The sequence below is a fragment of the Streptomyces sp. NPDC014734 genome (assembly GCF_043083325.1).
Lineage (GTDB): Bacteria > Actinomycetota > Actinomycetes > Streptomycetales > Streptomycetaceae > Streptomyces.
This window is the reverse complement of sequence record NZ_JBIBYN010000002.1, coordinates 386,479-412,801: the sequence shown is the minus strand read 5'-3', so window position 1 is coordinate 412,801 and position 26,323 is coordinate 386,479. Positions and strand designations below refer to the sequence as shown.

General features: G+C 67.4%; 28 protein-coding genes. 7 read left to right on the top strand and 21 right to left on the bottom strand.

The window, feature by feature from the left end:
• Positions 1-15: 15 nt before the first annotated feature.
• The 7 genes from ACF1CT_RS05720 to ACF1CT_RS05690 form a co-directional block, all read right to left on the bottom strand.
• Positions 16-921 carry an aldo/keto reductase gene (locus ACF1CT_RS05720; RefSeq protein ID WP_391782477.1) on the bottom strand — a complete coding sequence of 302 codons (906 nt, stop codon included), beginning with the start codon at positions 919-921 and terminating at the stop codon, positions 16-18.
• Entirely contained in the window at positions 918-2,102 is a 1,185-nt protein-coding gene (locus ACF1CT_RS05715; protein ID WP_391782476.1) for a cupin domain-containing protein, read from the bottom strand. Before ACF1CT_RS05715 ends, ACF1CT_RS05720 begins: the two co-directional genes overlap by 4 nt.
• A gap of 11 nt (positions 2,103-2,113) precedes the next feature.
• The gene (locus ACF1CT_RS05710) at positions 2,114-2,281 is read right to left on the bottom strand and encodes a hypothetical protein (RefSeq protein ID WP_391782475.1); all 168 of its coding nucleotides are present in this window, start codon (positions 2,279-2,281) and stop codon (positions 2,114-2,116) included.
• Between the two features lie 108 nt (positions 2,282-2,389).
• The gene (locus tag ACF1CT_RS05705; protein ID WP_383915745.1) at positions 2,390-2,545 is read right to left on the bottom strand and encodes a hypothetical protein; all 156 of its coding nucleotides are present in this window, start codon (positions 2,543-2,545) and stop codon (positions 2,390-2,392) included.
• Between the two features lie 73 nt (positions 2,546-2,618).
• Complete coding sequence (locus tag ACF1CT_RS05700) at positions 2,619-3,059, bottom strand: DUF6082 family protein (RefSeq protein WP_391782474.1); 441 nt, start codon at positions 3,057-3,059, stop codon at positions 2,619-2,621.
• A gap of 334 nt (positions 3,060-3,393) precedes the next feature.
• Positions 3,394-3,924, bottom strand: coding sequence for a hypothetical protein (locus ACF1CT_RS05695; protein WP_391782473.1), 531 nt, complete (start codon positions 3,922-3,924; stop codon positions 3,394-3,396).
• The gene (locus tag ACF1CT_RS05690; protein ID WP_391782472.1) at positions 3,921-4,412 is read right to left on the bottom strand and encodes a hypothetical protein; all 492 of its coding nucleotides are present in this window, start codon (positions 4,410-4,412) and stop codon (positions 3,921-3,923) included. Before ACF1CT_RS05690 ends, ACF1CT_RS05695 begins: the two co-directional genes overlap by 4 nt.
• A 280-nt stretch (positions 4,413-4,692) precedes the next feature.
• On the opposite strand from ACF1CT_RS05690, the gene ACF1CT_RS05685 reads away from it, so the two are divergent.
• Positions 4,693-5,562, top strand: a complete 870-nt coding sequence (locus ACF1CT_RS05685) for a helix-turn-helix domain-containing protein (RefSeq protein ID WP_391782471.1) — start codon at positions 4,693-4,695, stop codon at positions 5,560-5,562.
• Positions 5,559-5,780, top strand: coding sequence for a DUF397 domain-containing protein (locus tag ACF1CT_RS05680; RefSeq protein ID WP_383915753.1), 222 nt, complete (start codon positions 5,559-5,561; stop codon positions 5,778-5,780). Before ACF1CT_RS05685 ends, ACF1CT_RS05680 begins: the two co-directional genes overlap by 4 nt.
• A gap of 86 nt (positions 5,781-5,866) precedes the next feature.
• Here ACF1CT_RS05680 and ACF1CT_RS05675 read toward each other — a convergent pair whose 3' ends face one another.
• The gene (locus tag ACF1CT_RS05675) at positions 5,867-6,244 is read right to left on the bottom strand and encodes a peptidoglycan-binding protein (RefSeq protein ID WP_391782470.1); all 378 of its coding nucleotides are present in this window, start codon (positions 6,242-6,244) and stop codon (positions 5,867-5,869) included.
• A gap of 384 nt (positions 6,245-6,628) precedes the next feature.
• Here ACF1CT_RS05675 and ACF1CT_RS05670 point away from each other — a divergent pair, with 384 nt between their 5' ends.
• Genes ACF1CT_RS05670 through ACF1CT_RS05660 form a run of 3 tightly spaced genes read left to right on the top strand, consistent with a single transcriptional unit; the run spans position 6,629 to position 8,480 of the window.
• Entirely contained in the window at positions 6,629-6,880 is a 252-nt protein-coding gene (locus ACF1CT_RS05670) for a hypothetical protein (RefSeq protein WP_391782469.1), read from the top strand.
• Entirely contained in the window at positions 6,877-7,455 is a 579-nt protein-coding gene (locus ACF1CT_RS05665; protein WP_391782468.1) for an RNA polymerase sigma factor, read from the top strand. Before ACF1CT_RS05670 ends, ACF1CT_RS05665 begins: the two co-directional genes overlap by 4 nt.
• The gene (locus ACF1CT_RS05660; RefSeq protein ID WP_391782467.1) at positions 7,452-8,480 is read left to right on the top strand and encodes a hypothetical protein; all 1,029 of its coding nucleotides are present in this window, start codon (positions 7,452-7,454) and stop codon (positions 8,478-8,480) included. The genes ACF1CT_RS05665 and ACF1CT_RS05660 overlap by 4 nt, the downstream gene beginning before the upstream one ends.
• 142 nt (positions 8,481-8,622) lie before the next feature.
• On the opposite strand, the gene mobF is transcribed toward ACF1CT_RS05660, so the two are convergent.
• Positions 8,623-13,047 carry a MobF family relaxase gene (gene mobF / locus ACF1CT_RS05655; protein WP_391782466.1) on the bottom strand — a complete coding sequence of 1,475 codons (4,425 nt, stop codon included), beginning with the start codon at positions 13,045-13,047 and terminating at the stop codon, positions 8,623-8,625.
• 299 nt (positions 13,048-13,346) lie between these two features.
• Between mobF and ACF1CT_RS05650 the strand changes: the two genes are divergently transcribed.
• A complete protein-coding gene (locus ACF1CT_RS05650; protein WP_391782465.1) occupies positions 13,347-14,312 on the top strand; it encodes a hypothetical protein in 966 nt (321 codons plus the stop codon).
• 23 nt (positions 14,313-14,335) lie between these two features.
• Positions 14,336-15,103, top strand: a complete 768-nt coding sequence (locus ACF1CT_RS05645; RefSeq protein WP_391782464.1) for a hypothetical protein — start codon at positions 14,336-14,338, stop codon at positions 15,101-15,103.
• A 520-nt stretch (positions 15,104-15,623) separates the two neighbouring features.
• On the opposite strand, the gene ACF1CT_RS05640 is transcribed toward ACF1CT_RS05645, so the two are convergent.
• The 12 genes from ACF1CT_RS05640 to ACF1CT_RS05585 all read right to left on the bottom strand — a co-directional run bounded on the left by ACF1CT_RS05640 (position 15,624) and on the right by ACF1CT_RS05585 (position 25,905).
• Positions 15,624-16,280: a hypothetical protein gene (locus tag ACF1CT_RS05640; RefSeq protein WP_391782463.1), complete on the bottom strand. Its 657-nt coding sequence runs from the start codon at positions 16,278-16,280 to the stop codon at positions 15,624-15,626.
• A 44-nt stretch (positions 16,281-16,324) separates the two neighbouring features.
• Complete coding sequence (locus ACF1CT_RS05635; RefSeq protein ID WP_383930850.1) at positions 16,325-16,603, bottom strand: DUF6211 family protein; 279 nt, start codon at positions 16,601-16,603, stop codon at positions 16,325-16,327.
• Positions 16,604-16,668: 65 nt separating this feature from the next.
• Entirely contained in the window at positions 16,669-17,412 is a 744-nt protein-coding gene (locus ACF1CT_RS05630; protein WP_391782462.1) for a DUF6349 family protein, read from the bottom strand.
• Positions 17,409-17,810 (bottom strand): DUF6181 family protein, encoded by a 402-nt coding sequence (locus ACF1CT_RS05625; protein ID WP_383930845.1) that lies wholly within the window; start codon positions 17,808-17,810, stop codon positions 17,409-17,411. The genes ACF1CT_RS05630 and ACF1CT_RS05625 overlap by 4 nt, the downstream gene beginning before the upstream one ends.
• Before the next feature lie 40 nt (positions 17,811-17,850).
• Positions 17,851-18,279 (bottom strand): DUF6197 family protein, encoded by a 429-nt coding sequence (locus ACF1CT_RS05620; RefSeq protein WP_391782461.1) that lies wholly within the window; start codon positions 18,277-18,279, stop codon positions 17,851-17,853.
• Positions 18,280-18,338: 59 nt separating this feature from the next.
• Positions 18,339-18,989, bottom strand: a complete 651-nt coding sequence (locus ACF1CT_RS05615; protein WP_391782460.1) for a hypothetical protein — start codon at positions 18,987-18,989, stop codon at positions 18,339-18,341.
• A 72-nt stretch (positions 18,990-19,061) separates the two neighbouring features.
• Complete coding sequence (locus tag ACF1CT_RS05610; RefSeq protein ID WP_391782459.1) at positions 19,062-20,459, bottom strand: DUF3560 domain-containing protein; 1,398 nt, start codon at positions 20,457-20,459, stop codon at positions 19,062-19,064.
• A 341-nt stretch (positions 20,460-20,800) separates the two neighbouring features.
• Entirely contained in the window at positions 20,801-21,292 is a 492-nt protein-coding gene (locus ACF1CT_RS05605) for a DUF6409 family protein (protein ID WP_391782458.1), read from the bottom strand.
• A 119-nt stretch (positions 21,293-21,411) separates the two neighbouring features.
• Positions 21,412-22,302 carry a hypothetical protein gene (locus ACF1CT_RS05600; protein WP_391782457.1) on the bottom strand — a complete coding sequence of 297 codons (891 nt, stop codon included), beginning with the start codon at positions 22,300-22,302 and terminating at the stop codon, positions 21,412-21,414.
• A 542-nt stretch (positions 22,303-22,844) separates the two neighbouring features.
• Positions 22,845-23,477 (bottom strand): hypothetical protein, encoded by a 633-nt coding sequence (locus ACF1CT_RS05595; RefSeq protein ID WP_391782456.1) that lies wholly within the window; start codon positions 23,475-23,477, stop codon positions 22,845-22,847.
• 492 nt (positions 23,478-23,969) lie between these two features.
• Positions 23,970-24,638, bottom strand: coding sequence for a hypothetical protein (locus ACF1CT_RS05590; RefSeq protein WP_391782455.1), 669 nt, complete (start codon positions 24,636-24,638; stop codon positions 23,970-23,972).
• 157 nt (positions 24,639-24,795) lie between these two features.
• On the bottom strand, positions 24,796-25,905 hold the full coding sequence (locus ACF1CT_RS05585; protein ID WP_391782454.1) for a hypothetical protein: 1,110 nt from the start codon (positions 25,903-25,905) through the stop codon (positions 24,796-24,798).
• Positions 25,906-26,323: the final 418 nt, after the last annotated feature.

Genomic DNA, 26,323 nt, shown 5'->3' with positions numbered 1-26,323 from the left:
GTGGCTGTTGCTTGGTCAGGAGCGGAAGGCATCGACGATCTTTCTGAGGTCGGAGGGGTCGAAGGGGGGCAACGCGCGGGCGTAGCGGTATGCCGCCTTCCAGTGCTTGTAGGTACTGGCCGACAGCAGGACGCGCGTCACGCCGGGTGTAGCCGCTACAGTCCCCAGCACCACTCGTAGCGGGTGCGTTTCCGGAAGTACGGCACGAGCCACTTCAGGGGTAACTATGTCCAGCAGTTCCCCGCCATGGAGCGGCGCTGAAGCGAAGACCTCCACTTGGGCCGCCTGTGCGTCGATGAGCACTCCGCGGTTCTCCAACGCGTCGGCGATCGGCTTCGGATGGATCAGGCTGAGAGGCAACTGAATGGCGGCGAACCGGTTCGATCCGCCACCGGCCTTGAACGCGAGTTCCAACAGCCGGTCGATGGTGATCGACCCATCATGGAGTCCGCGCCACGTAGCAACCCCGTACGACTTGGTCAGTCCCTGGGCACAGCACTCTTCAAGGGCCTCGAACGCTCTCAGGATGCGGTCGTCGAGTTCCTTCTCACTGGGCTCATCGATCTCGGGGTTATGAATGAACGTGACGTCGGGGGTGCGGCCAAGGTCCGTCCAGCTCATCCTGGCCTGCCACGCGATGTACAGCGGATCAAGGCTGAACTTCTTGCCGAGACGTGACGACGTCAGGACGCCGGCCGCGGATGCCTTCGCCTGCCGCGTTTCGTCAAGGAGGCCGACCTTCGTCGACACCCGAACGCTCGGGAATCGCTCCAGCACGGGGAAAAGGAGCTTCTCGGCAGTGCCGTACTGGTAGTTGGGGGCCGTATCAATCCAGCGCACCCCCTGTTCGATCGCGGTTCTGGCCGCCGCGACTACCCCGTACGTTCGGTAGGTACCCAGGGCAAGTTCCGCGAGGGTCACGTCCCACCGCCGACCGTAAGGACCTGCCCGTTCACGAGCTCGGTGAGTAGGCCCGCCGCCTGGTCCAGCGTCAAGGCGGTGCCGGTGACGAGGTCGGCAAGCTGGTACTCGGACCGGTCCGCGAGCCTTTCCAGCAGGGGCAACGCGAGGTCGGCGAATGTCCAGGACGAGCCCCCTGCCGTGAAGACGACGGTGCCGCCTTCCGACACCTGAAGGGTGTGGCGGGTCGTGAGAAGCCGGGCCTTGACCTTGGGATCGGCCGGCACCCTGTCGACGAAAGGCAGAGAAGGGCGGAACCGTACGCGCTCGTCGGCGTCGCGCAAGGCGAAGAACCGATCGATTGTGCCCTCATCGCACAGCTCCTCAACAAGGAGGTCTCGTAGAGCGGAGACGGTTTCCCGCTTCTGGCCAGACGTGCCGAAGCGCGGGAGGTCGGCCCGGACGATGTCGTTCGAGCGGAGAATCTCGGACAGCCAGACGATGAGGTCGGCGCCTGTGGTGGTGCTCAGCCCGCAGGTCAGGTGAAGGGACCGCTCACCCTCGGAGGCAGAGACGGCATGCCACCAGCCGCGCGGGAGGTAGAGCACGTCACCCGGTGTCAGTACGAACTCGACTGTGGGTTCCTCGGGTGGCGGTTCGGGCTCGGCCATGTCCAGGTGCATAGGCGCCGTACGAGTGGGGCCGTAGAGTTTCCAGCGCTTCGAGCCGTCAATCTGAACGACTACGACGTCATGGTCGTCCCAGTGGACGCCAAAGCCTTCCCTCGCTGTCCAGGAGGCGTACAAGTTGACCTGGACCTTGGATCGGAGTGCGGCCTCCAGGTCTGAGGCGAGAGTCTGTACTCCTGGAATCACCTCGTCCACAGCGTCGATGACGAGGGTGGCTCCTTTGGCAAGCTGCTCGTGCAGGGCGGCCGGATGCATGCGGTGAAAGACGGTACGGCGCTTGGCGACCTCCGGGACGGTGTAGGCATCCAGAGGGATGACCGCGCCGTCAGCCGAGAGGCGCAGGCGTGGGGACTCCATGCGGTACCGGGCCAGCAGTTCGTTGACGTCGTCCCAGGTGATGATGTCGGCGACAGACGGGCCGTCGCCACGAGAGAGGCGGTAGCTGCGGCCGAACGCCTCGGCGAGGAAGTCCTCGCCGAGGCGCGCGACGACCGCATGGCGCTCAGCGGTCATGTTCAGTCCCGTCAGTCGTTGCCGTCGGACTTACCGGCGGTGTTGTCGGACGGGACGAACATCCGGGCGCGGGCGGCCTTCACCCTCGACCGGGCGACGAGCAGACTGCCGCTCGTCTCGGGGCCGGCCTGGGGCGAGCTGGCCGCCGGCTCCATACGCGTTTCGTGCTGGATCTCCATGAGAGCACTCCTCGCTGTTCTGTTCCTCGGACGCAGAGAAGACCTCGGCGCCCGTCGTACCCCGCCTGGCTGCCAGCCGTCACACAAGTGGCCGGGCGGGAGCCTGTGTCAGCTCTTCTTGGGCTTCTTCTCGGCCTTCTTCGCCGCGCGGCGTTCGGCACGGTTGCCGTGCGGGTTCGGCTCCAAGATCGGTTCGGGCCGAACGCTGTACCCGTCCGTCGCGCCGCCGTTCTTGCCGCCAACCCGCTTCTTGGCGAAAGCCATGAACTACCCCTCTAATCTCGGATTTGTGGACCCGCCCGACTGCAAATCGGCAACAGCCGAGCGGGAGTCTGTGTCAGGCGCTCTCGGCCTCGGCGCCCGCGTAGGCGTCGTTCATCAGGGCGTTGAACCGCTCGTCGTGGCGGTCGCGGACGGTAACCCGGCGGTGGTGGCGAGCCACCCCCCAGAAGGCCCGGCCCACGGGGCTCTCCATGAAGTCGTCGGCCACTTCACGCATGCTGGTCGGGCTGAGGAACCGCGTGCGGAGCATGGCGCTCCAGAGGCAGACCCACCTGTTTGCGTTCATGTACCTGACGCGAGTGTCCTCGTCCAGCCCGGTGAAGCCACCCGAGTTCGTCACCTCGGCAAGGCGCTGGTCCGCAGCGGTGTCACGGAGCAGGTCGGTGTGCAGCCTCACCAGTTCGAGGTGTCGGGACTCCCGATGGTGACGAACGTTGAGCGCCAGGTGAGCGGCGCCGAGACCAGCCACCAGGATCAACGGAGCACGAGTCTTCATGGTTGCTTCCTTCGTTGCTCGGACAGTGATGCAAAGTTCCGACCACCCGCGACGGGGGGTAGGCAGGCGTCGAATAGACCAGGGACGGACCTTGAGCGCAGGCCGGGGGCTGCCCCGACCTGCGGGGGGATGGCGTGTCTAGCCGGGGGTGACAAACCAGAGCGCCGGCCCGAACAGGGCAGCCGCGATGAGAAGCGAAATGAGCGCGCTCGCCCACCCCCGCCAGTTGGTGAGACGCCGCTCGTTCATCCCATACCGCCGATCCCGAAAGCCAGGAGAACGATGAGGATCGTCAGGACACCGAGGTAGGCCAGCTCGTTGGGGCGCCATCGGCTCACGAAACCCTCTCGGCCATGACCGCATGGACCCGCCGGGACAGTTCGAGATCCACCTCGTTCAGCGGCACCCACAGCTGTGGGGCACCCGGAGCAAAACGGCAGAGTGAAGCATGTGTCCGGAAGAGGTAGCGCGCCGCGACCCTCATACGGTCGCCGTCCTGTACATCAGCGCAGCCGGCGTCCAACTGGATCGGCTCGTCACATCCGGGCTGGGACCACAACTGCTCGACACCCAGAGCCCGCGCGAGCGTGAGGGCCGCTTCGCCAAGGGTGTCGAACCCCTCCTCGAACCGTGCCTCCGGCAGCCGAGCAGGACCGCGACCGCCCTGCAACATCAGCACCTGGCTACGCTCGTTGACCACGATAGGGCTCGCCGTCACGATCGGGCACGTGCCTCTGTGGTGGCAGGCGCCCGCCTTCGCGTGCTGGGCGAGCGTCTGCCACAGCGGCGCGAGTGTCAGTGACTCGCCGGGGCGACGGTGCATGTAATCACTGACCGCGCGGGCCACCGCGGCATTGCCGATCACAGGTGGACCCCGCCGGTAAGACTGAACCAACGCCCCTTCGCTGCCCCCGTGAGGCCGCTCGGTGCCCGGTACATTCCGCTGGGCTGACCAGCGTCAGGATCAGCCGGCTCGCTGCCCCCATCCTGGACCTGGGCCTTTTGTTCCTGGCCCGCACCCTCGTGCCGTTCCTCGTACTGCGCGATGTGACGTCGGAGCACCCGGCCCAGAGCCCGCATGTACGTGTGGGCCGAGAAAGTGGGGGCATCACGATCCGGGGCACGCTCAAGGAGAGCTTGGATCTCCTCGCGCTGCTGCGCCGCCTCGGCCTCGGCCTCCGGGAGCCCTTCGTCGAAGAAGGCTTCGATCTGCTCCACGAGTCGATCGCTCAGGCTGTCTATGGCCTCGCGGGTGGTAGTGCCGAGCTGGCACGCAAGCGCGTCGTTGGCGATTCGGGTGGCGACATCGAGGTCCAGAGGCGCCTCTCGCGTCTCATTCGGGGGGTGCGTCATAGCTGTCTCCTGTGCCTGATCCATGCGAGGGCGCATGTCAGTGGGGTTAGGCCCGGTTGACGAACTCAGTTGCACCACGCCGCCGAGGCATATGACCAGACGTCAATACACGTTCAGTAGCGCAGCGTTGGGGCGATTCGCGGAATCTCCCGACGAGTGCAACGATGGCGCATGAGAAACGTTTCGGGCAACCCCCAAAACAAGAAACGTTGCTCCTAGAGCAACTGGCATATGACACCACCGACCCACCCGGTACTCTGCGAGGCCAAGGAGGTGGGTGATGGTCGAAGCCCGACCTAACGTGCACAGGCGCCGGTTCGGCTCAGCCCTGCGGTCACTGCGCAACGCTGCCGGTTACAGCATGGAGGAGGCCGCAGAGCGGCTTGGGCTTGCCGGGAAGCCAGCCTTGAGCAAGATCGAGAACGGGAAGCAACGAGTCTCCGGCCTCGGCCTCACGGCTTTCTTCCAGATCTACGGGGTGGAGTCGGATGAGACGAGGGCCAAGGTCAAGGCCATGGCGTCCCTGGCCGCCCCAGGCAAGAGAACCAACCTGCTGGACGAGTACAAGGACGCCATCCGCAGTCACGAATTCGAGGAGTACCTACACCTCGAAGGGATGGCGTCCAGAACTGAGTCGTACCTGCACCTTGTGCCCGGTCTACTCCAAACCCGTGCGTACGCCACGGGGATCGTGGAAGGCAGCAAGAAGTGGACCTCGAAGCACGAGGTCGAGCACTTCGTAGACCTGCGCCTGGCTCGCCAAGCAGCGTTGAGGCGGGAAGAACCGATCCAGCTCCGGTGCATCCTTGACGAGGCGGCGCTTCACCGCGTCGTCGGGTCGAAGGACGTGATGAAAGACCAGCTCGAACGGCTCCTCGAAGTGTCCGAGAACGACAGCCATGTTGCCGTGCATGTGCTTCCGTTCGTCGCAGGTGCGCACGCGGGTGTTGACGGATCCTTCCAGCTTCTACACTTCAGAGTGGGGCCGCCGGTCTGCGTCGCGGAGACACTGACAACGTCCCTGTACCTGGAAGAAGACAAGGATGTCGGCCGCTACGTGACAGCCTTCGAGCTCCTCCGCACGCAGGCCCTTGACGGGCAAGCATCACGCCGCTTCATCCACCAGTTGATCAAGGACAGTTACACATGAACAAGCAGGTCGATCTCACGAACGCTGTCTGGGCCAAGAGCGAGATGTCCAACGGGGGCGACAACTGCTTGGAGGTCGCGTTCGTTGATGGGGTCGTCGCGCTGCGGGACTCGGTCGATGTCGGCGACCCCGATGCCAAGATCCTCGTCGTGTCCCGCAAGGACTACGAACTTTTCACGAAGAGTGTGCAGGCAGGACAGTCAAACCTCCTGCCGTAGCCGGTCGCATTGCAGAATCGCGGAAAGACGCCCCCTGGCCGGAGCCAGGGGGCGTTTCGTCGTGCTGCGCTCGTCGTTGATGGGCGCTAGGCCCGGAGGTACCCCCAGGTAGTCGCGCCCACGATGCCGTCGGCGCGGATCTTCTCCGCAGTCTGGAAGCGTTTCACGGCGGACTCCGTGCCGGCTCCGAAGTAGCCGTCTACACCGGTGGAGCCCACCGAGTAGCCGTGGTAGATCAGCAGGGCCTGAAGCTCTTTCACCCTTGGACCGGAGTCGCCGCGGTCCGTGTAGGCGTTGCTGAGGTCGTAACCGCAGTAGGTCCCGGTGTCGACGCTTCCCCGGCAGGTCACCGCCACCGCGGTCGGTGCTTGAACGGTGGCCGGGGTGGCCAGAGCGGCACCGGCGGTGCCTACCGGGAGCAGGACCGCGCCCAGTGCGGTGGACGCGAGCAGGGAAAGTCTCATGCGCTGACGCAATCGGACCCCTTCGAACCGGGCGGGGCAGCCACCCGCTGGATCGGTTGGGAGCGACCGTATCCCTGTACCGGCCGTCAGAGCAGAGCGCATTACGGCGTGCGGGGGAGCGTGCAAGCGGCGCGCCGAGAAGGGGCAGTACCCCTCGCCTGAGCCGCCCTGGCCTGCGAACTGGATCCGCCGCTTGTGGCTGATGACGATCCTGCTGGCTTATTAGCCAGCGGGATCGTCACCAGCCGCAAACAGCGATACGTCTACTTGGTTGTTGCGTAGCGGAAGTTTCCGCAGCCTGAAGTTCACGATCAAGGCTCTCTCAGCCTCTCCTCTGCACAAGACTCGGTCCGGGGCGCACCCGGCATCAGGGGAAGGCAGGGGATGGACTCGACCACGATCGTGATCACTATCAGCTCGGTTGTCAGCGCCAAGGCGTTCGCGTTGTGGGGGCTCTGGTTGCGCCTGCGCTGGCGGTCGCGCCGTGAGCAGTGCCGCCACGACTACCTTTTGGGTATCGCGGAGAAGGTGGCCGTCGGCAGCCGGGTGGAACTCGATGACCAGGACCGTGACGGTCACCGGCTGCGTGTGAGCATCTCCCGCGCTGAGGGGCACCGGGAGGATACGGCAGCGTGAGTATCCACGAACCTGGAGACGGTCCTGAGAACCCGGCCGTCGCACCCAGGACAAGGGACCAGCCGGACCCGCAGCACTACGCACGGCAAGCGAAGGACGAGGCGTTCATCGCCTTCTACCGCGCCACGGTCCACTCGTTGGTGGGGTTCTTGGTCAATCAGGGCGCCGGCGTGCATGTCGCGGCGGACATCGCCCAGGACACCATGCTCTCCGCCTACGAGCGCTGGGGCACCATCGATCATCCCCGGGCATGGGTACACACCGTCGCTTCCCGCGCGCTGCTCCGCAGGATTACCTCCTGCGAGGAGCAGCCCGTGGAACATGTACCGGCACCGACGTCACTACTGGCCAACCCGGACGCGATCGCTGCCTGGGAGGCCCGCCACTACCTGCTGCCCCTGCTGCGTAGCCTCCCGCCCCGGCAGCGCCAAGTTATGGCCTGGCACCTGTCCGGCTTCACCCCCGGCGACATCTCCGAACAACTCGGTATGAGCAATGACGCAGTACGCGCCAGTCTCTGCAAAGCCCGCCGCGCAGTAGCAGAAGCAATCAAGGAAGGGGAGGAAGGACAGTGACCGACTACCCCACGCACGACTACGACGACCAGGCCGTCAGTAACCGGCTCGGCCAGCACCAACACACCCTGGACGACAGCTTGGACGGCGTCCTCGACATCGAAGCCGGCCTGCGGGAAATCCTCATCCATTCCCACCACGACACCGCCGTCGATGCCCTCGGCACCGTCCTGGACACCGAAGCCGGACTGGCCGGCATCCTTCCGCCCACACCCCGGCCCCAGGCATCTGGCACACACCGCCACCCCCGCGCAGGGAACTCCCTTCCCGCACTCAGCCCCGCAGAGCGCATGACCCTACGCGAGTACCCCGATGTCAAAGCAGCACAACACGCCCTCGACCGCGACCACGACTCCCACGTCCTCAGCCTCGCCAGCGAACTCGCCCGCACCTGCATCGACGACCTCTACAGCGACTCCCCCCGTGAACTGGTCCTCGACCGCGCCCACGACCGCATCCGCGACCTCGACCGCGCCCTTGCCCTCGTCCTCACCCGCGCCCGCATCCTCGCCCCCGCCCTCGCCCGCGTCCTCGACCTCGCCCTCGGCCCCACCCTCGACCTCGTCCGCGACCTCGACCTCGACCACGTCCGCGACCTCGGCCTCGACCTCGACCCCACCCGCATCCTCGACACCCGCGCCCGCGTCCTCGCCGCTGCCCTCGCCCGCGCCCACAACCTCGCCCGTGACCTTGACCTCGCCCTCGACCTCGCCGACGCCTTCATCGAGATCCGTACCAATGAGGTTTGCCGGGCCATCGGCTTGGCCCTACATCGAGAACACCCTGCACTCGATACCGCATCGGTGCGCACGCTCCTGGACGACTTCACCCATGACGACCTGCGCGACACCAACCTGTGGGGCCTCGACTTGAGCGGAGTGCATTGGTCGCAGAGCACCCAATGGCCCCCGGTCGTAGACATCGAAGCCCTCAAAGCCCGCTCGGACGAGACGCCACCTGGAAGCGGGATCTGGATTGTCCGGTCCGGAACCGCAACCGTCCGCGACCTCGCCGATCTGACATGAGAGGCCGATTTCAGGTCAGCGTGCGGTCTGTTCAGGCATCGTCCGGGCAGCGAAGTCCCGGAGTAGATCCCGCTTGCGGCTGGTGACGATCCTGCTGGCTAATAAGCCAGCAGGATCGATGACAGGGTTCTTACCCGCACTCCTATACGGGCGGTGTGTCTTGCGCCGTGTCCGGCAAACTGGGCTGCGCGTAGTCCAGCGCTGTGCGGTTGGCATACGGGGACTCATGCTTCGGGGCCGACGATTCTGCAGATTCCTCGGCGTCGTGGCGCCCACGCCGAGTTCGCAGGGCCATCTCATTCTGAAGGCCCGACATTCGGTGGTCGGCGCCGTGAGCAGTACTGCGTGCCCTGGCGGCCTCGGCTCGAAGTTGCTTGCATGCCTGGTTGTCCATGTCTTTGGCACGTCGCTGAAGCTCGGCCCTCTCCTCCTGCGGCATGTCCGCTTCCATGAGCACGGCTTCGTATTCGCTGACGGGCCCAGCCTGCTGGGCAACGTCGTGGAGCCTCGCGTTCATCTGCTCCAGTTCCCGACCGGTCTCCGCACACGTACGAAGCAGCTGCTCACGATCTGCCTCGACCGCAGCCCGCCCGTCCCCACGGAGCACCGGACGCCCGAAGCGGCCGACGGCGGCCAGCCGCTGTTCGAGTCCTTCGATACGCGCCTGCGTGTCGTGCAGTCGGTCAGTGCACTCCGTGATCGTGCTGTCCAGCGCTCCAACCTCGCGGATCGCCGCCGCCCGTTCGGCAACATCCTGGTGTCGGCGGTTGAGCGCGAGCGCGTTCGGACCTGCCCCCGCGGCGGCCTGCTGCTCGGCGCGGTTGGCGGCGGCCTCCGCCTTCTCGGCAGCGCCATTGGTGGCGCGCGCCGCTGTGGCAGCCTTGCGCGCAGCGTCGCGCAAGGCTGAGTTGCTGAGGTGAGCGTATGGACGGTCAGCCGTCGGCACAGGCTTCGGAGGCGTGTTCGTCTCCTCGCGCCGCTTGGCGGTTGCTGGCTTGGATCGGCTCTCGGACTCCGCTTCTTCTTCGGGGGCGTCCACGTCATGCGGTTCGCCGGCGCCTGGAGCACGCGAGGGCGGCAGATCAGCTACGGCCTGGCGCACATGGGCGGGGACTGCGCTCATCGGGAGTTCGGTGAGGATCATGCGCTCCTCGGTGCCGTTCTCGATCTCGCGGATGAGGCCCGCGACGGCACAGTCAAGCTGTTCCTGCTCGGTGAGCGCGTCACCGTCACGGGCGCGGTCGGCGTCGGTTTCGTAGACGGAGAGCGGCAGGAAGAGGTGGGACTCCTTCTTGTCCCGCGACATCATCGTGTAGAGAGCGTTTGCCTGTGCGCCGGGCCCGTAGACCAGGGCCTCCTGGACGCTGAGGCCCTGGGACTTGTGGCCGGTGATCGCGTATCCGAGGCTGAGCCCGCCCTGTGCGATGTAGTCGGCATCGACCCATTCGGCAACGTCGCGGTGGCCGTCGGCGGTCTTCTCGCGCCACTCGACCAATACCCGACGTTCCTCGTCCACCGCGCGCACGATTCCGCGGTAGCCGTTCAGGACGTCTTCGTTCGCGCCTCGGCTCTTCTTACCCCGGTAGTCGTTGATCCGAAGGAGCACCTGGTCTCCGACGGACAGCGTCAGCTCGCCGCCGCCAGGCAGCGCGTAGGCATGCTCGGGACCGGCGAGGTCGCCGTTCGCCTTCCGTAGTGCACGGGCTCCTGTGTTCAGCTCCTCTACGATCTCGTTGGTGGCGGCGAGCATGAGGAGCTGCTGCACGGCGGTGTGGTCGTCGGTGTGCGCGGCGCGTTTGTCGGCCCAGACGGTGAGCATCGCGGCAAGGCTCGCATCCTTGTCTGCGAGTGCGTGCACGCGGCCCGTCCCGGCGAAGGTACGGAGGGCTTCCACCCGCTTGTCGTCACGCCACAGCTCCAGCGCCCGGCGCTCGACCAGGTCCTTCTGCCGGAAGTTCTCGTTGAGGCTGAGCCCGCCAACGATGTGATGCACGGCGGCGAAGGATCCGCCGATGCCAGGCGAGTGCAGCTGCTTGGGATCACCGATTCCAACGACCTTCGTTCCGGTCATCGCAGCGTGGGTGAGGAGTTCGGCGATGTCGCGGTCATCGCACATGGCGGCCTCGTCCACGACCAGTACGTCAACGCCCGTGAGGCCGGGGCCGCCGTTGCGGATGCCGGTGAGCCAGGAGGCGAGGGTACGGGAGGAGATCCCGGCTTCGGCCTTGAGGTTCGCGGCGGCGACGGCGGCCGTGCTCGCGCCGGCGATGACGAGGCCGTGGGCCTCCCATGCCTGCCGGGCGGTGTCCATGATCGTGGTCTTGCCCGACCCGGCGATGCCCACCACCGCGTCGATCCCGTGCCCTGCCGTGAGTAGCCGTTCGAGGACGGCGCGCTGTTCATGGGAGAACGCGAAGCTGCCGCCGTGCTGGGCCTCGACGGTGGACAGGGTCATGCCGACCGTGTCGCGGCTGACGACTGCGGCCTGCTCGTTGAGACGGTTCGTGGCCTCGGCGACGATGAGCGTTTCCGCGGCCACGACGTCCGCCGTGGTGTACCGGTCGGCGTGCGTAAAGTGCTGGGCGCCCTTCGGGTTCAGCTGGACCGCGTAGCCAGCGTGGCGGAGGACGGAGCTGGTGAGCTGTTCGGCCTCGTCGGCGTTCGCGACTCCGTACGGGAGGGCGTCGAGCACGGCGGCGATGGCGGCGGCGTGGGTGAACTCCTTGGAGTGGCTGGTCAAGCCGGTCTTCGGGTCGAAGACCTTGCCGCACAGCTCGTCCAGAGAGGGGTTCTGGCCCGCTCGGTCCTGCTCCATTGCGCTGGCTGCGATGGCGTCGGGGTCGTCACCGGCGGCACGTCCTTCGGCTTGCCAGTAGGCGCGCAGAACATCGTCCTCGACTCCGGCGGCTTCGCCGTTCTTCGCGGCCTTGGACGCGGTGGAGGCGGCGGTGCGCTCCCTGGTCGTGGCGCTGTCGTAGTCGATGCCGAGTTTCGTCAGCAGGTCCCGGACCTGGCTGTCGCGCTTACTGAACAGCCGGATCGTGGCCTCGGGAATCGCTGCGATCTCCCACGCGCCGGTCCGCTCCTCGCGGCGGAAGCTGATACCGAACGTGTTGGTCAGTTCCCTGCGGATTCGGGCGTTCATGAGGGACTGGGTCGCTCGGGCGTGCCGGTGGAGGTCCCGGCCCCCGCTGGCCATCGTGGACCACTTGCCGTCCGTGCTCTTGACCATGTTGGCCAAGGTGAAGTGCAGGTGGAAGTGGGGGTCGCCGTACAGGGCGTCGTCCACTGGGCGGGCGGCGCGGTGCACCATCATCCAGCCGGAGAACCCGCTCGTCCCAACGGTCTCCGCCTCGTCGCCGTCGCCGTGGTGACCGCGCATGGCGTACGCGGTCCACCGTTCCAGGGCACCGATGGATTCGCGGCCGGCGGCCGTGTAGATGCCCTCGACCTGGGCGGCGATCTCCTCGGGCGCGTAGGCGAGGAACGCGGACTTCGACTTCGCGAGGTCCAAGGTGACGTCGGCACCGAAGTTGCCGACCTGGACGCGCCCTTCAAGGAGAGCGGCCTTGATCTCCTCGGCGTCCCACACATCCTCGGGCGCGAGTCCTGCCGCCTTGGCCATCGCGACGGCTTCGCGCACGTCCATCGGCAGGTCCCGAAGGCGCCGTTCACCTTCACCTTGAATCTGGGTGTACCGGCGCTTCATGGACGCGGCGGTGAACAGGTCGGCAGGCTGCTGGCCTGTCTTGGTGGCGCGGACACCGACGGCGCGCAGGAGTCCACGGGCGTCCAGGTGGCCGCCCGCCTCGGCGGCCACGGCCTTCTCCAGCATGTCTTCGCCGTAGAGGTCAACGGCATCGATGCCGACGGCGTCGGCGAGCTTCAGCACGGTGGAGGCGGGGACGCGGTGCGATTCCCCGAACCGCTTGAGCTGGCTCTCCATCCTTCGGAAGGCGTCCTGCTTGCGCTTGGAGTCCAGCAGGGAGACGGGAGTCACGCTGCGTTCGGCTGCGGCCCGGCGGAGGGCGCGGGCCAGCGGGGCGGCGGGGAGTTTCGCGGCTGGTGCGATGGCGAGCTTGGGTTCTACGAGCGTCTGCCCGGTCCGGGGGTCTTCACCGTGCATGAGGCGTCGGGCGGCCTGGAAGTGCTCGGGGGCGAGGATGCTGCCGGGGGCGATATCGAACTCGGTGAGGCCGTTTCCGATCCAGACCAGAGGGCGTTCGCTGGCGTCCAGGTGGTAGTCCACCTGTCCGTCGGCGGGCCGTAGGGGAAGCGCCTGTTCGCCGTAGAGGTCGCGGGCATCGAGTCCGGCGGCGGCGGCGACTTCGACGGCGTCGAACCCGGTGAACCGCGCGGCGCCCTTGCTGCGGATGAGTCCGCGGGCGCGGAAGAAGGCGCGCTTGGCCTCGTGTGAGCCGAGCAGGGAGGCGACGGGCGCACCGGCGGCTTCGGCCTTGGCCTCGATGGCGGCAACGAGGGGGGCAGCGTCGACCGCTACAGACTTCCCGCAGCCATGGCCGCCGGTAAGGCGGTACTCAACCTGCTCGTCGGAGGGGCCGATCATGGTCACCCATCCCACCGGCCCGCTCACCCCCCGCACTCATCCGGTCATTTTCAGTCGCTTTGGCTGATTGTATCGTCACGAAGTGACGATACCTTGGTCCTTCAGTCTCAGGATGGATAAGCGAGAGGGGCGCCTGCTGGCAGGGGTCCCTCTCGCTTATCCATCCTGATTTGGCAGGATGCGCTTCCTGATTGGGGCTGTTACCTGGCTGCTTGGCTGGGACTCGGACCGGCTGGCAGTAGCGGCCGTCCGGGGCCCTGGAGGAAGACAGCGAGGAGCCACGCACTACGGGGAGCACGATGATCCAGTCAATTCAGCACGCTGCTGCCGCCTTCCACCCGACTGCGGCCGCGCGACGGGGTGCGCAGTGGATGCGCGATCACTCCACGACCTGGCAGGCTGGCTGGGGGTGCGCCCTGGTCGTGGCCACCATCACAGTGCAGTTCACCGTGGTGCTTGTAGGGACGAGCAGCCTCGCCCTTCTCAGCCTCAGCCTTGCGTTCAGCGTGGTCACGAGCATTGCGGCCGCTTGGCTACTGCGGCCGATGATCGAGGAGCTACCTCGAAAGTCCCAGCGGCGGCTGACCGCCGCACCGCTGGTTGCCTATATCTCCCTTACCGCCCTGTTCGTGGTCTGCGTGGCCTTGTTGCTGGCCCCGGCCGACCGCGCCATGGCGACGATGCTGCTGTTCCTCGTGTGGGCGTACCACTCCCTGTATGGCTCCGGCGTCGAGCCGTCGAGCTGGGCGTACGAGCGGCTCCCCGGTCGGCTGCGGCGTGCCGCGCCCCTGCGGGTCGCGGTCCATGTGTGCGGCCTTGTCGGTGTTCTCCTGCTGTTGCAGCACTTCCGGACTAACAGCCCGTACAACACAGTCTTTGTCGGGGTGATGGCCACCGTGACATTGGGTGTTCTCGGCGCCTCGTTGAAGGTGTTCGTCCGCGTACGCCGCTTGTGCGCCGCCCTCGACCAGCACGCCCACACGCTGATCCTGGAGTTGGAAAGGTTCCGCGCCTCACCGGAGGAAAAGCATGCGGTCGAGGAGGCGTGGGGCGCCCTCCGCCGTACGCTCTCCAACAAGATCGATACGGGCCTCAGTATCTCCGGTGTTTTCGTCCTGCCTGCTGCAACGATCACGGAGTTGCACCACCTGGTCTACCGCGCGCTGCGCGCGTCTGGTACGGACGACCGTGTGCACCGGCAGGTCGTCGCACGGCTGCGGATGCTTCGCATCGCGTGCGTCGGGCGGACGGATACTCTGGTCTGACCAAGAGGCCGCAGCATGGACGGATGGGCGAGACAACGGTCCTCGCAATGCCCTCTCCTGAGAACGGCGTCGATCAGAAGTGGGAATGGCGTAGCCTCTTCCCCGTGAGCGACCGTTGTCCGAGCGATCCCGTGGCGGAGCAGTACAGCAGTCTGCTGGCACCCGGCGTGCTGTCTCGCGAAATCCAGCTACGCCGCGTGGGGGTTCTGCACTCGGCCATCCTTCGGCTGCGCGATCTGGCGACTAACCCCTGGCTCATCGTCGAGCCGACGACGTTTTCCAGCCTTCCAGAAGGACTGGACATCGCTCGCGTCCTTCTCCGTACGGCGGAGGGCGCTTCGGGCATCCCGTGCAGCACTTCCGGACTGCTGCACACGTCAGGCCCGGCGCCAATGACCACCCCTCGCGCGCGGTTCGATGGTCAGCACCAGCTCTCTTCAGTGAAGTCCATTCTTTGGCATGCCGCGGGTTCCGGTAAGACTGAGACCTTTGTACTCCGGCTTGTCGATCAGCTGACTCAGCAGGTGAGTCGTCTCAACCGGCACGGACACCGTCCCACAGCCGCTGAGCTTGGAGGCATCGCCGACGCGGCGCATGCCCTTTCAACCCTCTTGCTGGCCTTGGCACAACGCCTCCTCACGGGCTGTGTCCAATTCTTCGCGCACCTCGTCACGGTTCCCCGCACCGAATCGTCGCCATGTGGCCTTTCGCGGCTGGCCGCGCCATGTGTACCTCGCGCTCCCGGGATGGGCCTGGCCTCCGGTCCGAATAAGTTCGCCCTCGCCGTATAGCTTCGCGCGAGGGTGCCCAAGCCCTGCGTGAGGTTGATCGTGACACCGTCCCTCTGGTTGTTCCTGTACCTGCTGCTGCTACCCATGGCCATCTGGTGGTACGGCGTATGGGCCCGTCGGCTCTGGCGCCGTGTCCGCGCCTGGCCCTCATGCCTGAAGCTGTGGTGCCTCGCCACCCTGCGGCACCTGCTACGGCGCTTGTTGGCCGATGACACCGCTGCGGAATCTGAAGAAGAAGTGTCTCGACCCGCCGAGCTGCGTTCCCGCCTTTGACAAGTAAGTTGTGCGAAAGCGCAAGGGAGAAGGCCCACACCGAAAGTGGGCCCCTCTCCCTTGCGCCTAGCTACTTCGCCGGCCAATCCCCAAAAGGCACCGGTGTGCGCCCTGTGGCCTCGCGCACAGCTTCGTCTGTTCCGCACGTCGTGCAGATGAAGACCTCGCGGTCAATGGTCAGCCGGGAACGTGCGGGCCGTTCACCGAGCGGCCCGCCGCAGCGCGGGCAGCGGGTATCGGGCACGGGTCACTCCTCGGGGTGCTCTCGCGCGGACTTGAGGATCAGGTTCCAGGTCGGGCGAGAGTAGGTCTTCTCCGTCTGCACCTGGAGCTGGGGGATCAGCTCGGCGTTCTTCGCGCCTGGGTTCGCCGCGATGGCCTGCCGGGCAAGGGTCAGCCGTTCATCCCCCTGGTACGGGTAGGCCAGTCCGCGGCGGCCCGTGGGCCGCCCGCCGGCGTGACCACGGCCCTTTCGGTCCGCGAGGTACTGCCACAGCCTCCAGCGCTTCCACTTCGGGCGATCCCGGGTCGGGAGCTTGTCCCAGTCGTCCGGTGCCGGCCACCCCTCGGGCGGGTTCTTGACGTAGTGGGAGACGGTGGCGGAGTCGGCGAACCCGCAGACCTTCGCCGCCTCTGCCGGGCCCACCATCTCTTCGGGGTCGCCGTCGAGCTTCGGCGGGTTGGTGGTGTTCGCGGCGGCACGCTGCCGCTGAAGCTCGTGGTGCCACGTCGCCCATACGTCGCCATCCCAGTGCATGACGCCGTCGATGGTCTCGGCAACGGGCGGGTGCCCGTTGTTCTCCCGGTCGGTCCAGAGGTTCTGAAGCGTTGGCTCGCTGATGCCATGGACCTTGCGCAGGTCCGCGCGTGAGTAGAGCGTGCGGCCGGCAGTCTTGCGGGGCACGGTCGCCTCCTGTTCTTGGTCGTGGTCGTGACCGCTCGGCGCGGTCACTGGATGTCGTCCGTGTCCGGGGCCGGCGTCCACGTACGGCTGCCCGCCGGTTCGAGCCGGGTGAGGGTGGCTATGTCGGCCAGGGGGACGGCGGCGGCCCAGTCGGCGCGGCCGGGGTGGTCGACGGGCAGGTTGAGCACGAGGTGTCGGCCGGTCGGGGGGAAGTCCTCGACGATGACGAAGGTGTCGGTGGGATCAGCGCCGATGCTGTTACCCCTCGTGAGCTGGGCGATGTCACCGGGCTGGGGACAGTCGGGGTGTCGGTCACATATCATGGTGTGGTCTTTCTGGTGAGAGAGACACCGACGGCCAGCGCCTTGTTGCCCTTGTGCGCTGGCCGTCATCTGTTGTCTGGGTGCTTGTCGTCCCGTGGGACGCGCGGCCAATCGGAGGTTGCCCGCTCCGCTGACGGCGGAGTAATTAAACCACCTTTGGTTCGAGCCGGGGCGGGGCCCTGGTCCGCAGGACGGCGGTCGTCAGAAGAGGGCCCCTGATCTGCGGGGCGGTGGCCCCGGCCGCGCGGTGGCCGGGTGACACGGAGTTCGTAGCGGGGGCGTCCCGCGTGCGGCGGAGCGTGAGCCTCGCGGCGGTACCGTCTCCAGGCCACGACGGGGGCGCCCCGGTCCACCCAGCCCGCCGGGTACCGGGAGATGAGCTGAGCCCAGCGGCTCCGGCTCCGCGGAACGGCCCACCGGTCCTCGACGGTGGTGATCGGCGGCAGCGTCCGCCAGCCGGGGAAGCAGTGGTCGTGGGCATCCTCCACCGCCTCGTTGTCGCCGTCCCCGAACCCGTCGCCGGAGTGCACGGGGCCTTCCCACTCGCACGCGAGACACGCGCCCCGGAACTCCTGCTCGTCCGCCCGGCGGCCGGTCGGCCGGCTGCGGGAAAGCAGGGTCGGGGTGTGGTGTGCGGGCGGGTGCAGCTCGTGGCCAAGATCGCAGTACGCGCCGCCGGGGTGTCCGGGCTGGATGTGCCACGCCTGCCCGGCGCTCGCGGGTGACTGGCGCGTCCGCGCGTTGCGCACCCGCCAGTAGTACGTCTGCCGTGCCCGTGCTCCGGTCGGCTCGGTGACGGTGGTGGTCACGACTTCCTGCTTCCGGCGGCGTCGAGCACTTCGCGGAGCGGATCAGCGAGTACGGCTTGTTCGTCGGGGGCGTCGAGGAACCGCGGCCCGTACGCACGGCGCACTGCACGGCGGGCGTCCTGGTGGCGGTCGAGTTCCGAGTGGTACGGCGATCGGTCGAGCACGTCGTAGCCGTGCTGGGTGAGCATGTCGGCGATGAGCGCTCGGACTTGTACAGGTTCGAGGGTGTGAAGTCCGACCTCCACCGGGGCCGCGAGAAGTACGCGGATCAGCTCGGACGCGCTGAGCCGGGGGTGGAGCGGCACACCAATCCGGTGGATGCCGTCCCGGCTCGGGGTGGCGGCTCCTCGGCGGCTCGGCGTCCTCGTGGGGCTGCGGAGTTCTGTCGTCTCGTCCATCGTGCTGGCTTTCGGTGACTCGGGGTTCTGGGCGGGGCTGTCAGAACAGGGCGTGGGCGGCGCGGATCGCGGCGGCGCGGAAAGCGCGGGCGGCATCCGTGCTGGTACGACCGGGTTCGGCGCTCCATTGGTCGATGGCTGCACGGTGCAGGTCATTCGCGGCGGCGGGCTCGTCGGCGTCGACGGGGTGACCGGTGAGGGTTTCCGCGAGGATGCCGAACGCCTGGTCGCGGGCGCGTTCGATGCGGTCCCAGTCGTACGTCCGGCCGGCGGCTCCCCGCCCGTGGCCGGCGGCGACTTCAAGGGCGCCGCGCGGCCAGCACGGCAACGTAGCCGTACGGCCGGGACCGGCGAACAGGTGCGGGCCCTGGTGGATGCCGACGTGTTCGATGTGGCGGGCGGCCCATTCAAGGATCGCGGCGGGGGTGTCCGCGATGACGAGGCTTTCGGGGGTGTGGCGGGTAGGCACGGTGCTGTCCTTCGGGAGGGCGGGGGCGGCGGCGTGCGGCCGCCGCCCCCAGTGGGCTGCTACTGGTAAGCGGGGATCAGCTGGCGGACCTTGTCTTCTCCGATGCATCCACCCTTGTGACGGCGCGCGCTCGGCGGCTCTCCGTTGCGTCCGCGCAGGTGGCTCCAGAACTTCGGGCCTTCCCACGGGCACAGTTCACAGCTGAGGTACCAGTGGTTATCGCTGCCGGGGAACCCGGTGAGGACTGCCCGCCAGTGGTGGGCCCGGAGTCCCGCGAACGCGATCTGGGCGCCCTGGGTGTTGCGATCGGTGACTGGCATCCGCGGGTGCAGGAGAGGCACCGGCCCACACAGCGGCGTGGGAGCCTCGGCAAGCACCTGGTCCAGGGGGATGGCGCAGATCCGGCCGGCGGCATACTGCTGCGCGAGATGAGCGGCGGCCATGTCGGTGCCGGGGACACCCTTGGGGGGGCGGCGGAGGTTGTGTTCGCCCTCGGTGGTGAGGACGAGCCAGTCTCGATGCCAGCGGTAGGCACGGCCGATGACCTGGTCTTCGCCGACGATCACGGGGTATCGGCACTGGATGTCGGGGGCACCGACGCGGTAGGTCGGGATGGTGGTGGTGCCCTTGGCATCAGGGACGATGAGCCTGCCCGCTTCGGTGTAGGGGACGGTGGCGGTCGCGGGTCGTTCGAGGAGTTGCGTGGTCATGGTGGTGCCCTGTTCTGGTGAGAGAGGGGCCCGCCCCGGCGAACTCGGCCGCCGGGGCGGGCGGGGGCGTGCTTACGCGGCCTCGGCCGGGGACTGCGGGGCGGCGGTCCACTCACGGCGCGGGGTGATGCCCAGCTCGTCTAGGACCGGGGCGTGACTGCCGTTGTCCGGGATCCATTCCCAGTCGGCGTCCTCGGTGCCGGGCCGGTCAGTCCAGGTGAGCATGTAGGAGCGGCCGGAGGTGCGGGGGTCACCGCATACGGCCTGTGCTTCGCGGCGGGTCATCGCCCACAGGGCACGCCGCTTGCGGGAGCGGTTGGAGCCCTTCGAGGCGATCAGCACCAGTGCCATGCCGTCCTGCGAGTTCGCACCTGCGGCGGGGCCCGCCGCAGGGGTCGGCTTCCCGACCGGCACCGGTTCCTCGACCGCCGGGGACTGCTCGCCTGGCTCCTGCGGTTCGTTGGCCGGGGCCTGGGGCGTCTGCTGCATCTCGGCGGCGCTCTTGCGCCCGGACACGCCGTCGTAGGGGGCGGTCCATGTCCAGTCGTCGTACTGGTTGCCGGTGGCGCGGACGATGCGCTTGCCGATGCTGTTGTGGATGTGCGGGATGGTCACGGACTTCGGGTTGACCCGCAGGACCTCGTACCAGGTACCGCGGTAGAGAACGAAGTCCCCGCGCGTGAAGTCGGCCCGCGACCAGACCTTGAAGCCTTCGGCTTCGGCGTCCTTGATGACCTTCTCCCAGTGGGCGATCTCTTCGGCCAGCTCTTGGTGCTCGGTCTTCAGCTCCGGGTCTGCCGGGTTCCGGGAGAACCCCTTGGCTGACTCCCCGCGCTGCCACTTTTCGACCGCGCGGAGGTCGGCCCGCAGCTTGTCGAGACGACGGAGCGTGCGGCCGGGATCCTTCTTGAACTGCTGGTAGTTCGCGGCGGCCTGCGCCCGGCCGGTCCAGTGGGCGGCACGGTCCTGCTCACCAATGCTCTTGCGCATCGCGTCGTCCATCCGCGCGTGATCACGGCGGGCCCGGCCCTCGGAGTGGTGGCCAATGAGAATCGGCTGACCACCGGCGAACCGCTCGGATATCTCGTGGCTCTTCTTCCACGCGCCCTCGGAGTTCCGGGCGGCGGTGGCGGCGTACCCGCTGAATCTCTCCGCCCGACCTTCCGCCTTCTCTTCCCGCTCCTCCTGGGCCTCGGAGAACGAGCGGCGGTCGGCGTTGTCGATGGTCAGCGTGACCTCGAAGCCCGCGTCTCGGAGTCGCTGGGCGAGGCGTTCGAGTGAGGGGGTGTAGGTGGCGTGGTCACGGCTGTGCGGGAGGTACCAGCAGTCAAGGTTCCTGCTCCAGCGGAAGGGCTGGCGCTGAGTGCGGCCGTACTCGCGGAGCTTGAGGATTTCGGCTGAGCCATCGCCCCGGCTGGTGCCCTCGATCAGGGTGCCTTCGCGGCGGGTGTGGGTGATCTCGATAGTCACTGAACTGGGTCTTTTCTGGTGAGAGTTGTGGTCCGGCCGTAGGGCGGACCTTGCGTTGGCAGCGGTGCTGCACCACAGGCGCGGGCCGTGAGGGACGATCGGCCTGCGGGTCGTCGCGCCTGCGCGACGACAGGGGCTGTCGCGCCCCCGCGGGGCGCGTCCGCTGCGGTCCGGTGCCCGTCGTCGGCCGACGGAGCCGCCTGCGGCGGAGTCGGCCGGCGGCGGTGAACGCACCGGACCTGTCCGGCCGCCCCGAAGGGGTGTCCGCTTCCCTCTTGAGTTCGTCGGCCCGGAGGTGTTGCCCTCCCCCGGGCCGACGGTCCTAGGTTCGTTCGCTATGCCTAGAAATCGTGGAAGTGGATGTTGCAGAATCCGCAGCGACTGAATTCAGGGCCGGACTCGGCACCGCAGTGACCGCAGACCTGATAGCCCGTGTGACTCACGGCCGGTTCGATGAGTCCGGTCCGATGGCCCCACGCCTGACCCACTGCGGCGCGAAGTGCGTCCCCGTCGTCGTAGGCGAAACGCCCCCGGCGCAGGCTGCGGGCGATGTCGCGGAACGAGTCCTGGTGCATCGTGGTCAGCGTGTCGTCAATCGGCGTCAGCTCGTCCGGGAACATCGCCTGGACGCTGTCGCCGGGCTCCGGGTCGCCGAGGGTGAAGTACCAGACCACGGCCATTGCGGCCTCGCCCGCCCGCTCCGGTCCGCCGAAGGGGCCGACGACGACAGCGGGGCGGCTTTCGAGCTGGTGGCCCCGGAACCAGGGTCCGGCCAGTACGAGCGTCGCGGTGGGGAAGTCCTGAACGGTGAACTTCTGTTCGGTGGTGAGCATGTCGTGTCCTGTCTGGTGAGAGATTCCGCCGTGGCCGGTCGGCCCCGGCGGGGGTGTCGGTCGGGGGGTTGCCCTCCCCCTTCCGACACCATTAATTAAACCATGTTCTTCGGGTTGAGTCAACCGGCCACGGCAAGTTCGCGGCGGCGCTCGGCGGCAGTCCTGACAGCGCGGGCGATGGCGCGGCCGGTCTCGATGACCCGTACGGCGGACCCATGAACCGGGGGCTTCCTGTCCTGGGTGACGATGCCCGCGAGCGGGGGCATGACAGCGGGGCCCGGAGCGATTCCGAGGATGAGCGCGGCAACGTGCGCGGCTGAGGCGACCTCGGCGGCGTGCTGGCCGGGAAGGGGGGCGTCCGCCTCTGAGATGCATCGCCAAGCGTGGCCGTACAGGAGGATGCGGACGGCGTTGTCCGGGGCCTCCTGGGTGAAGTCGAATCCCCCGGCCTGCTCGGGGTCCTCGCGGTACTGGTCGCGGTACTGGTTCACCAGGACATCGCGGATGACCTCGGCGGCGAGCGGGGCGGCGGCGGGCGGCTCGTAAGCGTCGCCGTGGGTCTGGCTGATGTCGAAAACCGGCCCGGCCTTGAAGCCGGACACCTTGCGCGCCTCACTCCCGGCGGTCTCGTCGGGGGCCTCTCGCTGCCCGCCGTCGACGGCTGCGGCCATGGCCCTCTGCCCCTCCTCGGGCCGCCGCTTGATCGGCGTCCAGATACGGAGAGAGGTGGAGCCCTTGGCCGGGAAGCGTCCGACCTTTCGCCAGTCGCCGGAGCTGAGTATGTGGGTGGCGTTGGGGTGCTGGGCGGCGACGGCGATGCAGTTGGTGGGGCTGCGGTCGTCGCGGTCCGGGTGGGTCAGGTTCGCGGCCGTACGCATGACAGCGGCCCAGAAGTCTTCGCGGGCGACCATCGCGCCGTACGCACGATCCATGACGGCTTCGAGCTCACCGCGCATCTTGGCGGAGTAGGCCCGGCGCTCTTCGTCGGTCATCTTCGGCTTGCGGGACATGTCGCGTCCTCCTGGTGAGAGATCGTCCGGGGCCGACCGGCCCCACGGCGTCGGTCGGGGGGTTGCCCTCCCCCTTCCGGCACCACTAATTAAACCATGTTCTGGGATGATCGGCAACCCCCTAAATCCAGCACAAACCCGCTTCGTTGCTCACGGCCCGGTATGCGACTATGACCTCGTCCTCTATCTGTGTCCAGTGTTCGAGGATATCGGGGGCGGTCGTCTTGTCACTGGCCGCGCACTTTCCCCTGCGCCACTCAATGGCGATTTTGAGTGTGCGGAGTTGGGAACGGGTCAGCTCCCATCGGCCGGAGTCTGGGAGTTGGCCGCCGTAGACCATCGTTACGGCGTTGTTGATGTGCTCGGCACTGGACCACACATTTTGTGTGGCCTGGAGTGCAAGGGCACGTCTGAGCGTGCACCGCAGATGCGGGGCCTGCACAATCCATCGAGGCTCGATCGTGAATACTTCGGCGCTCACCCTGGGGCCTTTCTGCCAGGGCGGCGCGCAACGGGAGCGCGCCGCCGTGAAACATCGGAAATTAGAGGGCGTATCCGTCGACGTATTCGCCGTACTCGTCTTCGGGAGTCTGAACGCTGGGGAGAAATCGGCTCACCGCGAACACAACGGCGTCGGCAATAATCCGGGGCACATCGTTGAGTACGAGGCTCACCGCGTCGCCATCGAGCCCGATTCGAACCTCTCCGGGTTCAAGGTTCATGTAAACGAAAGCGGATGTGCCGTCCACTCGCGTGCGGGCTCCGGGGAGTCGGGCGGAGAGGTCTCGGGCGGCTTCTTCGACATTCCGCCGCGTCTCAGCCTGGGCACGGTTGTGCTCGGTCACCAACTCGTGAACATCGTGGTGCGTGGGGATGAGGTCGGCAGAGATTCGGGCTGCAATGTCCGCCGGTTCCTCAACCATGGCGACTCGGACGCTGTCGCGCTCGCCCCTGCGAAACGGGTAGTCCGTGGCGGGGAATGCACCTCGGATGTGCAGGTGACCGGGGTCGTCGAACCGCTCAGAAAGGTGAAGCTGACGGCCATCAAGGTGGGTAAGGGTAGCGGCGTGGTCCAGCCCCTGGACACCGTGGTACGCCTGCTGCGGTCGCCAGTTCCCGCCGAGCGCGATGGCGATCGGGTGTACCAACTCTGCGACAGTGGAGCGCGGTTCCATCTCTATCTCCTGGTGAGAGAGGTTGTCGGCGGCCGGTCGGCCTGCCGCTGCCAGTCGGGGGTTGCCCTCCCCTTCCGACATCACTAATTAAACCACGTTCTAGGGGTTGGGTCAACCTGAATACGGGCTCTGACCTGGGCTTTTCCCGTACCCCCGACCCGCACCCGCTCGGCCGGGCCCGGCCACAACGGGCCTGGGCGGGGTTCCCTCCTCGGTCGGACAGCTCCGCCGTACCAGGGTTCCGGGCGCGGTGTCCTGGCTCGCGCAGCGACCGCGAAGCGGCTCGGCCTGGACGCCGTGCCCGGGTTCCTGGTACGCCCCTTGGGGTGTCCGGCCGAGGAGGGAACCCCGCCTTCACCACCCGCACCACAACCACGCCGCACCCGACCAACAAGCCCCCACCCCCTCCGAGTAGGACCCGCCGGAGGCAGCCTTTCCACCCTCGCCGGCACCCACCCCCAACGACCGGGAATTTTCTGAATTCAAGAAAATTCAGCTGGTCGGCCGTTGCATGCCCGGTCTCGAAACTTGTCCGTAACGTCGAAACCCACCTCGCATCCCTGGGATCTTTCGTTGGCCAGGAAGAGGCACCAAGGGATTCTGCCCAACTGACGCCGGGGCCGTAAGCCAGGCCAACTCTTCATTGGCCTGGTAATGATCTTGCCGGTAGTGCCGTTTTTCGTGCCTACTGTTTCGATGATCAGGTCTCTGCAACAGGAATCCGTCATTCATGCGCATCCAGTGTCGACCATCTGCATCGAAGAAAGCAATTCCACAAATCGTCTTTTTAGCAGGGACGCATTCCCGACCGTCACCGACGTCAATAGTCGGCAATTTTAGGGTGAGGGTTTCACCTGGATTAATTCGATGGATTGAGCAATCGATGTCAGTGAAAATGTTCTTTTCGTTTTTTCCATGCCGTTGGTCGGCGGCTACGATCCGTAGACGAAAAACCGGAAGTTCGGAGTCATTCCGCGCGTACACCGTGTCATACCTACCCACATTCTCGGGCACACTCACCGTCACCTTACCGGCCTGCTCACGCGTTTTGTCTTTTGAGTTTTGCCGATAAACGGAGGTCGCGACCATAAATGACCCACTGGTGATGATCGCAGAGATCCACGTGGGTACATTTCCCCAGTCAAAGCTAGTCCAGAGCATGAAGAGTATTTACCGCGCACTCGGCGCTTCCATGCGGAACTTGAGCAATATCTGAGCCGACTGATCCGGAACTGCTGCGGCCGATCCGCCCTATAGCCCGGCCGTACCGTGATCAACAACGTGGTCGTCGTCCGTTCCAGTCGGCTGCCCGTCTGCTTCACCAGAGGGTGGGCTGCACGACGGTGTACTGGTGGAGAGGCAGGGTGAGCCGGATGGGAGGCTTGCCGGCTGGGTCGGCTGCCGCCTGCCTAGTCCCGGTGCCGGGGCAGAAGCCGCCCTCATCCTCCCATCGATCAGCCGCGTCGCACTCGGCGCGGGCCCGCTGTTCGGTAAGGGTGACCGGCTTCCGGTACAGGTTCCGGGCGCTGGAATCGAGCGGCGGGAGCACGCGGGCTGCGGCTTTCTGGTCGTCGCGGCGCTTGTGGCGTCGCCGGACCCGTGCGAACCGTGCCTCGTAGGAGGCCCGGTCACTGTCGTGGAGTCCGGCGGGGTGGAGCCGGGCCAGTTCAAGGGCGACTTGGCCCATCGGGCTGGGGGTCAGTACGCGGGTGCTGTCGTCCTGGCGGACGGCAACGAGGAACCGTGCGGCGAACAGGGCCTCGGTCCGGTCGCGGCTGACCCGCCGGCCACTGGTCCACTCGCCGCGCCGGGCTGCTTGCCGGGCCTTACCGTCTCGCCAGTACAGGCGCCCGGACTCGGCGGCCTCCAGCACCCGGACGTGTCCCGCCGTCCAACCGAGTTCGGCAACGTGCCCTTCGGCGAGATACCGGTTCCTCGCCGCCCTGTCCCGGTTTTCCCGGTCCATGCCGGTGACCGCGCGCTCCTCAGCCTCCTGCTCGGCTTCTTCCTGGTGGCATTCGGTCTCCCGCTCGGCGTACTCGGCCGCCGTCAGCTTCCGGTCCAGCTCGGCCCGCAGGTCGGCGGCCGTCGTCTCGACTCCGGCGGCCGACTGCGCCCGAACAGCGTGGTCGACGGCCGCACGGGCGCAGTACAAGGGGGCACTGCTCGGCATGGTGGAATCGTCGGCGTACTGCTCGGCACGGTCGGCGTGCTGCTCGGCTTCGACGGCTTCCTTGTGGGCCGCATACATGACTGCCTCCAGACGGGCGGCGGCTCCGGATCGGGCGTGGCATACGGCGGTCATGGCGTCGTCGGCTGCCGTGACGGCGAGTATCGCGGCCTGCCTGGCGACCTGGAGACAGGTCTGCGGAGAGGGGTCTCCTGCCAGGGCGACCGGATGTTGGACGGCGAACGCGTTCTCGGGCATGGGGTTTTCCTCGGGGTCTCTCAGTGGTGCAGTCGGCGGCGTGCCGTTTCTCCGTCGGGGAGGTGCCGCCCGTGGTCGCGCGGAGCGCGATGGACAGTGCCGTCGTGCCCGCAGGGCACGCCCGTTGGCCCGGCGTCCGGACGGGGCGGGAGGGCCGCCCGCGGCCCGGACGGCCCGGCCGGCTGCGAGCCGGGCCAGGCTGAGCCGTCCCGGAGGGACGCCCTTCGCACGGGGGCCGGTGAGCGGCGCCGGCCGCCGACGCGGGCGACCTCCGGTCGGTGCTGGGCGGAGCGTGGGGGGGGGGGGGGGGGCCCGCCCCCCCCCCCCCCCCCCGGCGCGGGGGGGGGGGCGGGGGGGGGGGCCCCCCCCCCCCGGGGGGCGGGCCCCCCCCCCCCCGGCGGGGGGGGGGCCCCGGGCC

Excerpts from the sequence above, each read along its gene's own strand:
- ACF1CT_RS05715 (WP_391782476.1), bottom strand. The coding sequence starts at position 2,102 with ATGACCGCTGAGCGCCATGCGGTCGTCGCGCGCCTCGGCGAGGACTTC.
- ACF1CT_RS05710 (WP_391782475.1), bottom strand. The coding sequence starts at position 2,281 with ATGGAGATCCAGCACGAAACGCGTATGGAGCCGGCGGCCAGCTCGCCC.
- ACF1CT_RS05705 (WP_383915745.1), bottom strand. The coding sequence starts at position 2,545 with ATGGCTTTCGCCAAGAAGCGGGTTGGCGGCAAGAACGGCGGCGCGACG.
- ACF1CT_RS05700 (WP_391782474.1), bottom strand. The coding sequence starts at position 3,059 with ATGAAGACTCGTGCTCCGTTGATCCTGGTGGCTGGTCTCGGCGCCGCT.
- ACF1CT_RS05690 (WP_391782472.1), bottom strand. The coding sequence starts at position 4,412 with ATGACGCACCCCCCGAATGAGACGCGAGAGGCGCCTCTGGACCTCGAT.
- ACF1CT_RS05685 (WP_391782471.1), top strand. The coding sequence starts at position 4,693 with ATGGTCGAAGCCCGACCTAACGTGCACAGGCGCCGGTTCGGCTCAGCC.
- ACF1CT_RS05680 (WP_383915753.1), top strand. The coding sequence starts at position 5,559 with ATGAACAAGCAGGTCGATCTCACGAACGCTGTCTGGGCCAAGAGCGAG.
- ACF1CT_RS05675 (WP_391782470.1), bottom strand. The coding sequence starts at position 6,244 with ATGAGACTTTCCCTGCTCGCGTCCACCGCACTGGGCGCGGTCCTGCTC.
- ACF1CT_RS05670 (WP_391782469.1), top strand. The coding sequence starts at position 6,629 with ATGGACTCGACCACGATCGTGATCACTATCAGCTCGGTTGTCAGCGCC.
- mobF (WP_391782466.1), bottom strand. The coding sequence starts at position 13,047 with ATGATCGGCCCCTCCGACGAGCAGGTTGAGTACCGCCTTACCGGCGGC.
- ACF1CT_RS05650 (WP_391782465.1), top strand. The coding sequence starts at position 13,347 with ATGATCCAGTCAATTCAGCACGCTGCTGCCGCCTTCCACCCGACTGCG.
- ACF1CT_RS05645 (WP_391782464.1), top strand. The coding sequence starts at position 14,336 with ATGGGCGAGACAACGGTCCTCGCAATGCCCTCTCCTGAGAACGGCGTC.
- ACF1CT_RS05635 (WP_383930850.1), bottom strand. The coding sequence starts at position 16,603 with ATGATATGTGACCGACACCCCGACTGTCCCCAGCCCGGTGACATCGCC.
- ACF1CT_RS05625 (WP_383930845.1), bottom strand. The coding sequence starts at position 17,810 with ATGGACGAGACGACAGAACTCCGCAGCCCCACGAGGACGCCGAGCCGC.
- ACF1CT_RS05615 (WP_391782460.1), bottom strand. The coding sequence starts at position 18,989 with ATGACCACGCAACTCCTCGAACGACCCGCGACCGCCACCGTCCCCTAC.
- ACF1CT_RS05605 (WP_391782458.1), bottom strand. The coding sequence starts at position 21,292 with ATGCTCACCACCGAACAGAAGTTCACCGTTCAGGACTTCCCCACCGCG.
- ACF1CT_RS05600 (WP_391782457.1), bottom strand. The coding sequence starts at position 22,302 with ATGTCCCGCAAGCCGAAGATGACCGACGAAGAGCGCCGGGCCTACTCC.
- ACF1CT_RS05595 (WP_391782456.1), bottom strand. The coding sequence starts at position 23,477 with ATGGAACCGCGCTCCACTGTCGCAGAGTTGGTACACCCGATCGCCATC.
- ACF1CT_RS05590 (WP_391782455.1), bottom strand. The coding sequence starts at position 24,638 with ATGCTCTGGACTAGCTTTGACTGGGGAAATGTACCCACGTGGATCTCT.
- ACF1CT_RS05585 (WP_391782454.1), bottom strand. The coding sequence starts at position 25,905 with ATGCCCGAGAACGCGTTCGCCGTCCAACATCCGGTCGCCCTGGCAGGA.